Below are 13,424 nucleotides of genomic sequence, written 5' to 3' on the forward strand. Positions count from 1 at the left end.
GTGTCACTGTCAGTCGGGCTGTCCCGGTGCCCGGGGGGGCGGGGGGGGGGGGGGGGGGCGGGCGGGCGGGGGGGGGGGGGGGGGCCCCCCCCCCCCCCCCGCGCCCCCTCCCCCCGGAAACCCCTCCCGCCCCCCGCGTGTTGAATAGCCGCATGACCGACATACAGACGCAGCCGGAGGTGCACGGCCTCGGCCTGGAACTCCGGGCCTGGGAGGACGCGGATGCCGAGGCGCTGCTGCGTGGCGTCACCGACCCCGAGTACCTGCGCTGGAACACCCCGCTGCTCCCCGTCACCGATCTGGCCGGTGCCCGCGCCGCGATCCGGAACCGTGCTGCCGGGTGGCAGCGCGGGGAGCTGGCGCAGTACGCCGTCGTCGAGGGCGGCGTGGTCGTCGGCGGGGTCGGGCTGTCAGGGATCGACCGGCACATGTGCCGGGCCTCGGTCGGTTACTGGGTCGCGCCGGGGCTGCGCGGCCGGGGCATCGCCCGCCGCGCGCTTGAGCTGTGCACCCGCTGGGCCTTCGAGCAGCACGGGATTCACCGCATCGAACTCGGCCACGCCGTCGAGCACACCGCATCCTGCCGGGTCGCGGAGCGCTGCGGTTACGCGTACGAGGGCACCCGGCGCGACGGGATGCACCAGGCCCAGCGGCCCGGCACCTACCGCGACGCGCATCTGCACGCCCGGCTCGCGACGGATCCGTACCCCGACCCCGACCCCGACCCCCGCCCCGGCCCAGACCCCCGCCCCGGCCCGGTCCCAGCCCCCGACCCGAACCCGGACCCCCACTCCGGCTCAGCCCCCACCCCCACCCCCGGCCCCGGCCCCGGCCCCGGCCCCCGCCCCGGCCCGGACCGGGACCCCCACCCGGGGCGGGAGTGACCGGGCGGCCGCACCCCGTGTCCGTCCGGTAACGATCCCGGAGGTCCGTACGCAGGAACAGATGACGAAGGAGGTCCGGTATGCGCGCTGGGCGTGGACTGACGGTCACTGGGTGGGTATTGGGTGGTCTGGGCATGGTGCTCCTGGCCGTCGCCGCCTTCTGGGGATTCCGTGGGTACGAGTCGGTCAGCGTGACCAGTGACTCGATGGTTCCGGCGTACGCCAAGGGCGACCGGGTGGCCATCGAGAAGAACGACGGCGGCGGGCTGCACCACGGCGACGTGGTCCTCTACCGCACCCCGGACCGCTACGACGGCGCCGACGTCCTCCAGCGCGTCATCGCGCTCGGCGGCGACCATCTCGTCTTCGACGGCAAGCAGCTGGTCCTCAACGGCTCCCCGCTGGACGAGCCGTACCTCAACGACGGTGACGAGGGCGCGTCCGATGCGTACGACGTCCTCGTGCCGCACGGCCGGATGTTCACCCTCGGCGACAACCGCGCCGACGCGGAGGACTCCCGGCAGTTCCTGGCCGACGCGTCGGGCACCCTCCCGGTGCGGGCGGTCCGGGGCCGGATCATCGCCAACCCGGCGATGACGCTGCTGCTCACCCTGAGCCTCCTCGCCGGCACGCTGCTCGCGCTGGCCGGCGCCGGGTTCGGGCTCGCGGGCCGGGTGGTGCGCCGGCGCAGGCTGGCCGCGGTGACGCCCTACGGCCAGAGCAGCTCGCGCACCCAGTCCGACCGGCTCTCGTCCCGGCTCGTCTCACGGCTCTCCTCGGGCGATGCGGAGCGCCCCTCCGTACGCCGGTAGCGCAGCCGGACATGGCGGCGCCGCGCGTCGCCCTGGAAGAACTCCACCTCGGCCGGGTCCAGGACATACCGGGTCCAGCTCGGTACCGGCGCCTCCGGTTCCGCCCGGGCCCGTTCCCAGGCGGTGGCCGACGCGCGCTCCAGCTCGTCGAGCGACCCCAGTACGCCACTCATCCGCCCGGTGAGCGCAGCGGCCAGCGCCCCGGTCGAGCGGCCGTGCAGATCGGCCTGGCTCTCCGCCGCCGGGGCCGCCGTCACCCGACCGCGCACCCGGACCTGCCGGGCCTGCGCGGGCCAGTAGAAGCCGAGCGCGGCCTCCGGACAGGCGGCCAGCTGGCGGCCCTTGGCGCTCCCCGAGTGCGAGGCGAAGTGCCAGCCGCGGGCGTCCGCGCCGTGCAGCATCAGGGTCCGTACGTCGGGACGGCCGTCCGCGTCGACGGTGGCCAGGGTCATGACGTGCGGCTCGGGCTGACCGGCCGCCGCGGCGGAGCGCAGCCACTCCCGGAAGAGCGGCAGGGGCGCGGCGGGCGCGGTGTCCGGGTCGAACTCCGGCAGCTCCGGCAGGTCCCAGACCCGCAGCGTGTGCAGGAAGTCCGTGAAGGCGGCGTCCTCGGCGGCGGAGGAGGTGGGGTTCATGAACGCCATTGTGGGCCCGGCTGGGTGCCCCTCCGGCCACCCCGCGCCCCCGCTCTCACGTCTGCCTCCCCGCCCTCACGTCTCCCCGGTCTCGCCTCACGCCTCCCCGGCCAGCCACCCCCGGAAGTCCTCGAACCAGCCGACCACTTCACGCAAGTGGCTGTCCGGCGTCGTGAAGAGCGCCCGGATCCGGGCGGCCGGGTCCACCACCGGCGTCGGGTCGCCCTCCTCTTCCTCCTCGCGGGCCAGCAGCTCCTGCTCCGCCTCGCTCAGCTCCGTACGGGCGACCGTCACCAGCGGGTACCCGCCCGCGACCGGCGGCCGGTCCGGCTCGTCCGGGTCGCAGCGCCACCGCGCCCCGCAGTGCCGCACCTGGACCTCGCCGAGATACCAGGACGCCACCTGGAGCAGCTCCGATTCGCGGGCCGCGTCCGCCTCCTGCCAGGTGGTGAAGCGGGCGCGTACGAGCGCTTCGAGCCGGTCCAGGGAGCCGGGCGTGAAGTCCCAGCCGCCGCCGTGCCCGGCCGACCACGCGGGGAAGGCCCCCTCCTGAGCGGCCAGCCACGCGCGGAGCCGGGGGTTGTCGGCCCATTCGGGAGTGTCGATCGCATCCATGCGGACAGAGCCTACGAGCGTCCGGCCCGCCCCTTGTAACGATCCTGTGTGCAAAGGGAGTTGACCGATGGCACGCCCGGGAAACTGTGCGACTCCTGTGCGCCGCGAGGGCTACTGTCGGCCCTTCGGCGGCGCCATACATGTCAACGGGGGCCCTTGGCGCCGCGCGCACATCCATGTCCGGGCTCCCGTCGGAGAACCCACAGTGAACCGACTCATACCCGCGCACCACCGCCCACGTACCGACACCGACACCAAACCCAGGCGCCACCGCTCCCTCGCACGCACCACGCTCGCCCTGGCCACCGCCGGTGTCCTCGCGGTCGTCGGACTGCCCCAGCTGTCCGGCACCGCCTACGCCGACAAGGGCAAGCGCTGCGACGAGAAGTACGGGATCGACGGCAGCGAGAACCCGGTCCAGCCGTGGGACCAGAACATCCACGTCCGCGACAAGCGGTACTGGGACTCGTACGACTTCGACGCCCCGCGCCAGGCCATGGACGGCCTCACGCTGAAGGGCTCACCCGAGGAGCAGCGGCAGTTCCTCGAAGGGCTCAAGCCCTACAAACAGTACGGGCAGAACACCCCGGACCGGGTCTTCGCGCAGTACCGCGACTACATGGTGAAGAAGTCCTGGAAGGACACCCGCTACGGCAGCTTCGAGAAGTGGCTGTCCGACGCGTGGATCCTGCCGAACAACAACAACAAACGCGGGTCGTCCTTCGAGCAGAAGGCCGTCAAGGACCTCGGGCTGCTCGGCCCGGACTGGCTGTGCAACGAGGAGATCGAGGTCAAGGACAAGAACGGCAAGACCATCATGGTGAAGGACCCCAAGACCGGCCGGACGAAGCCGATGGTCCGCAAGTTCGACGCCGTGAACTACAAGCAGGACAAGTACGTCGAGTTCAAGGCGGGACCCGGCCGGGACACCGGCCAGGACGCGGCCAACAAGGCGTTCCTGGAGGACCCCCGGCGCCGCAACGCCCGCGTCACCTATGTCAACGGCGAGTCGAAGGACTCCGCCACGTCGAGGTACCTCCAACGGCTGGGCAACCAGGCCGGGATGGACGACCGCGGTCGCCCCCGGGTCACCGCCTACGAGCACCGCTCCGAGAGCCTCCCGCAGTACAAGGCCGTCAAGGGCGTGACCAGGAGCGACCCGAACTTCGCCGCGGGCGGCAGCAACCGGGCCGCCGGCGGCGCCTCCCGTACGGTCGACCAGTCCCCGGCGACTCCGAAGGACATGGCCGACCAGCTCAGGCGCGTCAGCGCCAGTGGCCCCCGGGGCACCGGCGTACGCGGCCCCGGCGGAGTCGACTTCTCCACGCTCGACCTCGCCTACGTCGGCAAGCCGGGCACGTCCGGCAAGGGCCTGCCGTACGCGTTCTCCGCCGACAAGGTCCAGGACGAGTCGTCCCGGTACGGCTGGGGCGGCAAGGCCAAGGCGCAGCTCATCTCGGACAGCTTCTTCGCCTGGCTGGCGCTGACCCCGGACAAGTTCTGGGTCAACCTCAACCCGGACCAGCCCGACAAGATCATGGACCCGACATTCGGCAGGACCGACGCCGGGCGGGTGCTGCTCCAGGCCGACCTCCAGATGAAGCACGACTACGCGAAGGACCTGGACCCGCGCCAGGGCCTCGGCAAGAAGTACTGGGCCGCCATGCGGGCCGCCGGCCTCCAGTGCGGCACCGGGCTCCGCAACTGGATCGTGCCCCAGCAGGCCAAGGTCCGCGCCGACGACAACGGCCTCTACATCCTCGACACCCCGCTGAAGGTCAACACGCTGGAGATCAACTTCAGGACCCCGAGCCCGAACGGTGACTGCCACCTGACGAAGGAGCAGCAGAAGACCGCCGCCGACCTGGCCCGGCAGACCATCACCCCGGACATCGAGAAGAAGGTCAACACCGCACCGGAGTACGCCGATCTGCGCCGCGTCTACAGTGCGCGGGTGGCCGCCGAGTACGTACGCCAGCAGGACGCGAAGAACACGAAGACGCCCTCGGAGTACCACGCGATCATCAACAGCAATGACGTGAAGCGCTGGCCGCTGCGCAGCCCCAACGCCTCGTGGACGCCGAAGAAGACGTACGACGACTACGTGACGTCCTTCACCAAGGGCGACTACAGCTACCCGTGCGAGTTCGCCGGGCAGCAGAAGACCTGCGTCATGGGCGGCGTCGACTTCTCCAAGGCGCCCAGGAAGAACGTCAGCCCGGTGCAGTTCAAGACCGAGCACCGCTATCTGCCCAGGTCCGCCAAGATCAGCGCGCAGGCCCTCTCGGACAGCGCCGAGAACGACCGTCTGCTTCTGCTCGGCGGCGACGGCCTGACCCGCACCGGAGGTGGGGGCGGCAGCACGCCCACCCCCACACCCACCCACTCGGGCCCGCCCACCGGTGAGCCCAGCAGCCCGGCCTCGCACGCGCCGGTCCCGCCGTCCGCCCCGCCGAACGGACACCAGAACCCGTCCGCCCCGGCAGGCAGGGGCGACAGCGGCGGCCTGGCCGACACCGGGACCCAGGTCCTCGCCATCGCCGGGATCGCCGTACTGCTCCTGGCCGCAGGCGGCGCACTGGTCTGGTGGCGCAGGCGCCACACCAACGGCTGACCGCCGCACCGCCACAGCGCCCCGTCCGGGATCGTCTCCGGGCGGGGCGCGTCCGCGTGTGCCCGCTATTCCGGCTCCCGGCACAGCTGAGCGGTGACCACCGCGTGCAGCAGTTCCGGATCCACGAACTTCCCCTCCACGGGCGGATCGCACCGCCAGTGCAGCGGATACGTGTTGCCGTGTGCGGCGGGGATCCCGACGTACTGGTCGCGCGCGGCGGGCCCGAAGCAGGTGGCCCCCGGCGGCCAGTCGAAGTCGTACGAGGACCCGGGCGGAATCAGGAAGTACGTCCACCGGCCCCCGCAGACTTCCCGTACGACGGGCCCCGGCGCCCCGTCCGTGAGCGTGGCGAGATGGTGCAGTACGGCCTCACCGCGCACCCCTCGGAGCCGGATGGCGTCGAAGTGGATTCCGGTGAGCCGGAGTTGGTGGCCCGAAGCCGGTACCCAATCGGGGAGATTTTCACTGGTCATGCCTCCAAGCATCGGCACGAATGCGTAGCGTGACCAGAGGAACTCGGTGCACATCGGGACGATGTGGAAAGGCAGGGTGATCTTGTGGCAACCAGCAAGTCGAGTGACGCGAAAACGACCACGGCGGAGCCGTCCCCGGCACGCAAGCACGTGGGGGACCTGATCAAGAACTTCCGCTCGCGGGCGGGGCTGACGAGGCAGGACGTGGGGGACCGGCTGCTCATCTCGGAGTCGCTGGCGGGCGCGTACGAACGGGGCGAGCGCATCCCGACGTCGAGCTTCCTCCAGGACGCCGACGCGGTGCTGGACGCGCGGGGCGCGCTGCGGTCGTGCATCGCGCTGATGGACGACGAGAAGTACCCGCGTACGTTCGTGGGGTGGGTACGGCTGGAGAAGATCGCGTCCAGCATCAGTGCGTACGAGAACATGTTTTTTCCGGGTCTGCTCCAGACCGAGGAGTACATCCAGGCGCTGTACGAGGAACGCGTTCCGCAGTTCTCCGAGGCCGAGATCCAGAAGCATGTGGAAGCCCGACTGGAACGGCAGGCGGTGCTGAGCCGGGACCCGTTGCCGATCGTCGCGTACGTCATTGAGGAGTCGGTACTCCAGCGGCCCATCGGCGGGAAGACGGTGCTGCGCAACCAGTTGCTGCACGTACTGGAGTGCATGCAGACGATGAACCACCTAATGGTGCAGGTGATGCCCACGGGGCGGACTGCGCACGCGGGCCTGACCGGTCCGTTTCAATTGGCGAGTACTCCGGACGGCCGCAATTGGGGGTACGACGAGGGTCAGGTCGGAGGTACGTTGATCTCCAAGCCGCAGCAGGTCAACCAACTTATCGACCGCTTCGGAAAGTTGCGGGCCCAGTCGCTCACGCCGTGGGAGTCCGCAGAACTGATCGAGAGGATGGCGGATCAGCTATGAGCGCCGAACTGGCCTGGTTCAAGAGCAGCTACAGCAACAACGAGGGCGGGGCGTGCATCGAGGTCGCCTGTGACTGGCGCAAGTCGAGCTACAGCGGCAACGAGGGCGGCAACTGCGTAGAGGTCGCAGCCCACCCCCGTGCCGTGCACCTCCGTGACTCCAAGGTCCCGGACGGCCCGACCTTCACGGTCGCCCCGGCCTCCTGGACGGCGTTCCTGGAGCAGTTGCCGGTCTGACCCTCGTCACAAGCGCACGTTGTGGGGCGCCGCCACTCCGGCGGCGCCCTTCGGCGTACCCGGGGTCACATGATTAGGCACCCGGGTTGGGCCGGCGAAGCTCCTCGCGGTCGCCGGGGGCGCGGGTGATCGCGAGGCCCGGTCATGCGACCAGGCGCAGCCAGGCCGCCGCGAGTGCGGCGTGACCGGCCGGCGTCGGGTGTACGCCGTCCGCGGCCCAGTGCTCCGGCCCGGTCGTCGCGGCGAGTTCGGCGAACATACCGTCGGCCTTGAGCAGATGCGCGCCGTACTTGCGGGCGAGCTTGCGCACGACCTGGATCTTCGGGTCCAGGTCGGTGCGCCATTCCTTCCGTTCTTCATCTCCGATGAATGCGTGTCCGGCCCCGGCCTCGACGACGCCGTGGATCGGCAGGAGGAACGGTTCGATGAGGATCAGGTCCGTACCTGTCTCGGCGAGGGGCGCGAGCAGACGGTCATAACCCGCTTCGAACTCCTCCACGGTGATCACGTACCCCTTCGGGTCCAGCGTGTGCCAGCCCATGTCGTTGACCCCGACAAGGATCGACACCACGTCCGGGCGCGCGTCGAGTACGTCGGTCTGCCAGCGGGCTTCGAGGTCCATCACCTTGTGGCCGCCAACCCCGGTGTTCAGCCAGGTCACGGGGCGGTCCGGGTGCCGGAATCCCCATTCGCCCGCGATGCGCAGCGGGTAGCCGAACCCGAGACCGTCTTCGCTGTCCAGCCGTTGGCAGTCGGTGATCGAATCGCCGGTGAACATCACGGTGCTTCCCGGTCGGAGAGTGATCGTCATGTGCGCTCCTTGGACTCGGATGAGGAGAGGAAGGCGGGAACCCACAGCCGTATGGGCACCCGCCAGGTCATCTCGAAAGGTGCCAGCCCCCACCGACATGGGGCCGACAGCCGCCCGACATGCCGCCGACACCACGGCTCCGCTGCCCGATCGCCCCTGGTCAAACCGCCGATCAGCCAGGAGGAGGCTTTACAGGTCTCAACTCCGGCCCTCTCCAACGCGCCGAGGTCTTCGGCATGGATGACGAGAAGACCGCGGCCCGGTACGCGAACTCCGCCCGCGCTTCTCTTGGAGTGGTCCGTCGAATCCGCCACGGCTGAGTCCCCGCGAACCGCGGGGGTCTGTTGTGAAACGGGCGACCTCGCGTAATCGACTGACGCCTATTCCTGGGTCGTTGAGGCGCTGGTATCACCGTGTGTGGTCGCGGGTGGATAGTGGCGCGCCAGGTTCCTCCCGCCTCGGCGGCGAGCTGGGTGGCGGTGTAGTCGCAGAACAGCCGTCCCATCAGGCCCTGGAGAACCGTCCACCTGCTGATCAACGGCTTTCCGGCGCTGCCTGACCAATGCGGCACACGGTGACGCGAGTTCGCATCAGTTGCGATATGCGCCGGGGGCCATCCCCGCGGGGCGCGGGAACAGGGGCGGGGCAACGCCTTTCCGGCGACGTACTCGGGGCCATCCCCGCGGGCGCGGGGAGCAGGAACGCGCCGGGTACATCGAGCGCCTGGAGGCGGGAACATCCCCGCGGACGCGGGGAGCAGACTGTCTGACGTGCGACGTTATCTTCGCGAGGTGCTGTTCTTGAGCAGTTTCAAGAATTCCGGCATAGCGCACATTGCGACCATTTGCGGTTAATCCGTGGTGTGGGGGTCGTTCGGGGCTGGTTGATACAGCCTTCGTGGGCGAGATCCGGTGTCGGTTCTGCTGGGTCGATTTCTGCATAAGGCCGTATTGACGTGTGATTTACCTGCTATCCAGCTCTCATGACGGCTGAGGCGGAGTCCGGGGTGGGGGCTTGGGAGTCGGCTCACGGGACCGGTGCGTTCGGTGTGGGCTAAGCATGATCAGGATGCGAAAGGGTGGCTGCCGCTGTGGCGGCACATGGCAGACAGCGGTGCGGGGGCTGGGTTGTTGTGGGACCGCTGGGTTCCTGCGAATGTGCGGCGGCTGGTGGCGGAGGCTCTACCGGGCGGGTTGGCGGATGCCCGCCGGTTGATGGTGTGGCTGGCCGCGGTTCATGACATCGGGAAGGCGACGTCGGCGTTTGCGTGCCAGGTGGACCAGCTTGCTGATCGTATGCGGGACTAGGGCCTGGAGATGCGGACTCATCGGCAGTTCGGGCCAGATCGTCGGATGTCTCCTCATGGCCTGGCTGGACAGGTGCTGCTGGGGGACTGGCTGAAGGAGCGGCACGGCTGGGCTGTCAGGCAGTCGGGGCAGTTCGCGGTGGTACCGGGTGGCCATCATGGAGTGGCGCCCGATCGCAGCCGAAGATGAGCAGGACGTCGGCCCGCGCACCCGCCGCCAGCTGCGCGACCGTATCCATTCGACCGGACTCCTCGACCGCTGCGTGAACGACATCAAAAATCTGCTGTTACCCGACAATCCCGGCGCAGGAGGCGAGTTCGACCCGGGTGGAGACCTTCTCGGAGAAGATCCGCTTGCGGACCGGTTCGAGCGCATCCGGCTGAGACTGGAGTTCCTGCTGCCCGGTCTGCCCGGCGCCGTACGTGGCCTGGAGGCGGGCGAGCGGGCCGCGCGCGTCGGCCGCGGAGAAGGCGGTCACGTCAGCCGCGCCCGTGCCGCCGACGGCGATGTCCCCTTCGAGGCGCCCTTCGTTCCTGCTCGACCCCCAAAATTACCTGCGAGAACATTCAGGACTTTTCGGTCACCCGGTGGAGTCTCCTACCCATTCCGGAGGGTAGTCAATCCCGTTGCGTGGTAGCCGTGTTGTGGCATCGGAGGGGGTCGGGTGAAGGGGTGCCAGGGGCGTTCTGGAGGGGTTTCCGATGGCCTCGAATGCGTAAAGATGCTTGGAAGAGCCATTGACCCATCAACTTTGAGCAAATAGCGTCCGACCATCCGGTTGTGGGGCGACGTCCCCCACGAGACGACCTCCGTCGGCTTCATGGCCTCTCCCGCGTGGTGAGACGGAAGCTCCACCCCCAGGAAGGTTCCGCGTGCGTAGACGTTCCCTCCTCACCGCGGCCGCCGCCACGCTAGCGGCGGCCCCGCTCGCGGCCGGCTGTAGCTCCTCGTCCTCGTCGGCCTCCTCGGGCGGCGGCTCCCGGCGCGGCCGTCTCACCTACGGCGTCTGGGACATTTACCAGATGCCCGCCATGCAACGGGCCGCGCGCGAGTTCGAGCGCACCCGTCCGGGCGTGAAGATCGACGTCCAGCTGACACCGAACGGGACGTACTGGACCAAACTGCGCACCGCGTGCACCGGTGGCTCCGCTCCCGACGTCTTCTGGATGAACGGGCCGAACTTCGGCCTCTACGCCGATGCCGGGCAGCTGCTCCCGCTGGAGACCAGCGGCTCCGACGCCGTACTGCACCCGTCCGACTTCCCGTCCGACCTGGTCTCGCTCTACCGCTGGAAGGGCACCCAGTACGGCGCCCCGAAGGACTTCGACACGGTCGCGCTCTGGTTCAACAAGGAGATCTTCGACCGGGCCAAGGTCGACTATCCGGACTCCTCCTGGACCTGGCAGGACCTGATCAACAACGCCCAGCGGCTCACCGACCGCAAGCGCGGGATCTACGGCGTCGGGGCCCCGGCGCGCGCGCAGGAGAACTACTACAACTCGATCCCGCAGGCCGGCGGCTGGGTCCTCTCCAAGGACAAGACGCGCTCCGGGTACTCCGACGAGCACACCCGCGAGGGCCTCCAGTTCTGGATCGACCTGATCCACCGCTACAAGGCCGCGCCCTCGCTCCAGCAGATGACCGACACGGACCCCACCCAGATGTTCCAGTCCGGGACGCTGGCCATGACGTACGAGGCGTCGTACAACGCGGCGACCTTCTACGCCGACCCCGAGCTGCGCGCCAAGATCGATGTCGCGCCGATGCCCAGGGGGCGCCACCGCGCCACCGTTCTGCACGGTCTGGCCAACGTCGTCTATGCCCGTACGCCCCACCCCGAGCTGGCCAAGGAGTTCGTCCAGTTCCTCAGCACCGAGCGGGCGTCGCTGCTCCAGGGCAAGTACGGCACGGCCATCCCGGCCCGTAACGGCACCGCGAAGCCATGGGCCGCCGGGATGCCCAAGTTCGACCTCCAGGTGCATCTGGACGCGCTCGACTACTCGGTGCCGTACCCCAGCTCCGCCAATACCGCCGCCTGGTCGCACAAGGAACAGATGTGGCTCTCCAGGGCGTGGAGCGGGGACGAGAGCCTCAAGGGCGCCACCAGCTCGCTGACCAGCGCGATGAACCAGCTGCTCGCACAGGAGAGAAAGGGCAGGTCCTGATGAGCCTCGATGTGCGTGCGAAAACCGCCGTACCGGCGCAGAGCACCGGCCAGGGCCACGGCTTGGACCAGCGGGAACTGCGCCGCCGCGAGCGCCGCTTCCAGCACCGGGACAAGTGGTGGGGTTACGCGCTGATCGCCCCGGCCGGTCTTGGCCTCGCGGTCTTCTACCTGTGGCCCGTGGTGCAGACGGTGTACTACAGCTTCACCGAGTGGGGCGCCTTCGGCGGGACCAGCTGGATCGGGATCTCCAACTACCGGACGCTGGTGCACGACCCCGAGTTCTGGCAGTCCCTGGGCAACACCGGCATCTACACCGGTCTGGTGCTCCTCGGCATCCCGCTGTCGATGGTGCTCGCGGTGCTGCTCAACCTGAAGGGGCTGACCGGTACCGGTATCTACCGCACCTTCTACTTCCTGCCGGTGGTCACGATGCCCGCCGCGGTCGCGGTGGTCTGGCGCTGGCTCTACAACGGCGACTCCGGCATCCTCAACCACGCGCTCTCCACGGTCGGGATCCACGGCACCTACTGGGTGTCGGACCCGCACACCATCCGTATCGCGGTGGCTGTCGTCGGGGTGTGGATGACCGTCGGCTACAACATGATCCTGCTGCTCGCCGGACTCCAGTCCATCCCGGGCGACTACTACGAGGCGGCGTCGCTCGACGGCGCGGGGCGGATCCGGCAGTTCTTCTCGGTCACGCTGCCGCTGCTGAGCCCGACGCTGTTCTTCACCACCGTGCTGTCGATCATCCAGTCCTTGCAGGTCTTCGACCTGGTGTATCTGATCCTCGGCGCCAACACGACGGGCGCGCTGCAGAACCCGGCCTACAGCGAGGGCCAGACGGTCGTGATGCTCTTCTTCCAGAAGGCGTTCTTCGACAACCAGCGCGGCTACGGCGCGGCGATCGTCTGTGTGCTGTTCGTCCTGATCATGGCGCTGACCGCCATCCAGTTCCGGTTGCAGAAGAGGTGGGTCCACTATGCGTGAGGCGACGCGGAGCACCGGGCGCTCCGAGCGTGCCCGGAACCGAAGCCGTCAGGGCAGGCTCTGGCCCGCCCACGTCCTGCTCGCGCTGGGCGCAGTGGTCACCGTCTTCCCGCTGCTGTGGGAGGTGCTGACCTCCTTCAAGAGCTTCGGCGAGTCCGTACAGGTACCGCCGACGATCCTGCCCTCGCACTGGGACTGGTCGAACTACTCGAAGGTCTTCGACGCGGTCCCGCTCGGGCGGCAGTTCGTGAACACCGCCGTGATGGCGCTGCTGCGGACCGGGGCGCAGCTGCTGCTGTGCTCGATGGCCGCGTACGCCTTCGCCCGCATCCGCTTCCCCGGACGCGGGGCGATCTTCCTCGGGTTCCTGGCGGTGCTGATGGTGCCGGGGCAGCTCTTCCTGCTGCCGCAGTACCAGATCATGCAGGACCTCGGCTGGCTGGACTCCATGCAGGCGCTGGTCGTCCCCGGCATGTTCTCCGCCTTCGGCACCTTCCTGCTGCGGCAGTTCTTCATGGGCCTGCCCGAGGAACTGGAGGAGGCCGCGAAGCTGGACGGCGCCAACCCCTTCACGGTCTTCTGGCGAGTGGCCCTGCCGCTGGCCAAGCCGGGCCTGCTGGCGCTGGGCGTGCTCACCTTCCTGTGGTCCTGGAACGACCTGATGTGGCCCCTGATCGTCAACACGGACCCGGCCAAGATGCCCCTGTCGGCCGGCCTGGCCACCCTCCAGGGCGCGCACCTGACCGAGTACCCGGTCCTGATGGCGGGGTCCCTGCTGGCCACGCTGCCGGTGATCGTGGTCTTCGTGGCGATGCAGCGGCAGTTCATCCAGGGGATCGCGTTCTCGGGGATGAAGGGGTGAGCTGATTCCTCTCCCGGGGCGCCGGGGTCCGACGGGCAGGACGTGGGTGGACCCGCCCGCACCGGGGGACAGCACCATCCGGGCGACCCGC

The 13,424-nt window shown here is 69.3% G+C and carries 13 protein-coding genes and 2 pseudogenes; 10 read left to right on the top strand and 5 right to left on the bottom strand.

The window, feature by feature from the left end; all coding sequences use genetic code 11:
- The first annotated feature begins 152 nt into the window (after window positions 1-152).
- Entirely contained in the window at window positions 153-884 is a 732-nt protein-coding gene (locus ACFXBC_RS02885; protein WP_385017958.1) for a GNAT family N-acetyltransferase, read from the top strand.
- A gap of 80 nt (window positions 885-964) precedes the next feature.
- A complete protein-coding gene (lepB, locus tag ACFXBC_RS02890; RefSeq protein ID WP_385017960.1) occupies window positions 965-1,696 on the top strand; it encodes a signal peptidase I in 732 nt (243 codons plus the stop codon).
- Here lepB and ACFXBC_RS02895 read toward each other — a convergent pair.
- Both ACFXBC_RS02895 and ACFXBC_RS02900 read right to left on the bottom strand, forming a co-directional pair.
- Window positions 1,594-2,340, bottom strand: a complete 747-nt coding sequence (locus ACFXBC_RS02895) for a pyridoxal 5'-phosphate synthase (RefSeq protein WP_385017962.1) — start codon at window positions 2,338-2,340, stop codon at window positions 1,594-1,596. The two genes, lepB and ACFXBC_RS02895, sit on opposite strands and share 103 nt — an antisense overlap.
- 87 nt (window positions 2,341-2,427) lie before the next feature.
- A complete protein-coding gene (locus tag ACFXBC_RS02900) occupies window positions 2,428-2,946 on the bottom strand; it encodes a hypothetical protein (protein ID WP_385017964.1) in 519 nt (172 codons plus the stop codon).
- A 205-nt stretch (window positions 2,947-3,151) separates the two neighbouring features.
- Between ACFXBC_RS02900 and ACFXBC_RS02905 the strand changes: the two genes are divergently transcribed.
- Entirely contained in the window at window positions 3,152-5,560 is a 2,409-nt protein-coding gene (locus ACFXBC_RS02905) for an LPXTG cell wall anchor domain-containing protein (protein WP_385017966.1), read from the top strand.
- 65 nt (window positions 5,561-5,625) lie between these two features.
- Here ACFXBC_RS02905 and ACFXBC_RS02910 read toward each other — a convergent pair whose 3' ends face one another.
- A complete protein-coding gene (locus ACFXBC_RS02910) occupies window positions 5,626-6,033 on the bottom strand; it encodes a hypothetical protein (protein ID WP_385017968.1) in 408 nt (135 codons plus the stop codon).
- An 84-nt stretch (window positions 6,034-6,117) separates the two neighbouring features.
- On the opposite strand from ACFXBC_RS02910, the gene ACFXBC_RS02915 reads away from it, so the two are divergent.
- Both ACFXBC_RS02915 and ACFXBC_RS02920 read left to right on the top strand, forming a co-directional pair.
- Window positions 6,118-6,960 carry a Scr1 family TA system antitoxin-like transcriptional regulator gene (locus ACFXBC_RS02915; RefSeq protein ID WP_385017970.1) on the top strand — a complete coding sequence of 281 codons (843 nt, stop codon included), beginning with the start codon at window positions 6,118-6,120 and terminating at the stop codon, window positions 6,958-6,960.
- Window positions 6,957-7,196: a DUF397 domain-containing protein gene (locus ACFXBC_RS02920; protein WP_385017972.1), complete on the top strand. Its 240-nt coding sequence runs from the start codon at window positions 6,957-6,959 to the stop codon at window positions 7,194-7,196. Before ACFXBC_RS02915 ends, ACFXBC_RS02920 begins: the two co-directional genes overlap by 4 nt.
- A 142-nt stretch (window positions 7,197-7,338) precedes the next feature.
- On the opposite strand, the gene ACFXBC_RS02925 is transcribed toward ACFXBC_RS02920, so the two are convergent.
- On the bottom strand, window positions 7,339-8,007 hold the full coding sequence (locus tag ACFXBC_RS02925; protein WP_385017974.1) for an SGNH/GDSL hydrolase family protein: 669 nt from the start codon (window positions 8,005-8,007) through the stop codon (window positions 7,339-7,341).
- 1,100 nt (window positions 8,008-9,107) lie between these two features.
- Here ACFXBC_RS02925 and ACFXBC_RS02930 point away from each other — a divergent pair.
- Together ACFXBC_RS02930 and ACFXBC_RS02935 are read left to right on the top strand one after the other, a co-directional pair.
- Window positions 9,108-9,488: pseudogene (locus ACFXBC_RS02930) on the top strand (CRISPR-associated endonuclease Cas3''); the annotation flags it as partial.
- A pseudogene (locus ACFXBC_RS02935) lies at window positions 9,487-9,624 on the top strand (type I-E CRISPR-associated endonuclease Cas1); the annotation flags it as partial. The pseudogenes ACFXBC_RS02930 and ACFXBC_RS02935, both read left to right, overlap by 2 nt.
- On the opposite strand, the gene ACFXBC_RS02940 reads toward ACFXBC_RS02935, so the two are convergent.
- Window positions 9,601-9,792 carry a hypothetical protein gene (locus tag ACFXBC_RS02940; RefSeq protein ID WP_385018136.1) on the bottom strand — a complete coding sequence of 64 codons (192 nt, stop codon included), beginning with the start codon at window positions 9,790-9,792 and terminating at the stop codon, window positions 9,601-9,603. The pseudogene ACFXBC_RS02935 and the gene ACFXBC_RS02940 sit on opposite strands and share 24 nt — an antisense overlap.
- Before the next feature lie 394 nt (window positions 9,793-10,186).
- Here ACFXBC_RS02940 and ACFXBC_RS02945 point away from each other — a divergent pair, with 394 nt between their 5' ends.
- Genes ACFXBC_RS02945 through ACFXBC_RS02955 form a run of 3 tightly spaced genes read left to right on the top strand, consistent with a single transcriptional unit; the run spans window position 10,187 to window position 13,333 of the window.
- Window positions 10,187-11,479, top strand: a complete 1,293-nt coding sequence (locus ACFXBC_RS02945; RefSeq protein WP_385017976.1) for an ABC transporter substrate-binding protein — start codon at window positions 10,187-10,189, stop codon at window positions 11,477-11,479.
- A complete protein-coding gene (locus ACFXBC_RS02950; RefSeq protein WP_385017978.1) occupies window positions 11,479-12,471 on the top strand; it encodes a carbohydrate ABC transporter permease in 993 nt (330 codons plus the stop codon). The genes ACFXBC_RS02945 and ACFXBC_RS02950 overlap by 1 nt, the downstream gene beginning before the upstream one ends.
- On the top strand, window positions 12,464-13,333 hold the full coding sequence (locus tag ACFXBC_RS02955; protein ID WP_385017980.1) for a carbohydrate ABC transporter permease: 870 nt from the start codon (window positions 12,464-12,466) through the stop codon (window positions 13,331-13,333). The genes ACFXBC_RS02950 and ACFXBC_RS02955 overlap by 8 nt, the downstream gene beginning before the upstream one ends.
- The last annotated feature ends 91 nt before the right edge of the window (window positions 13,334-13,424 follow it).

Origin of the sequence: Streptomyces sp. NPDC059398, from assembly GCF_042751845.1 — a bacterium.
GTDB lineage: Bacteria > Actinomycetota > Actinomycetes > Streptomycetales > Streptomycetaceae > Streptomyces.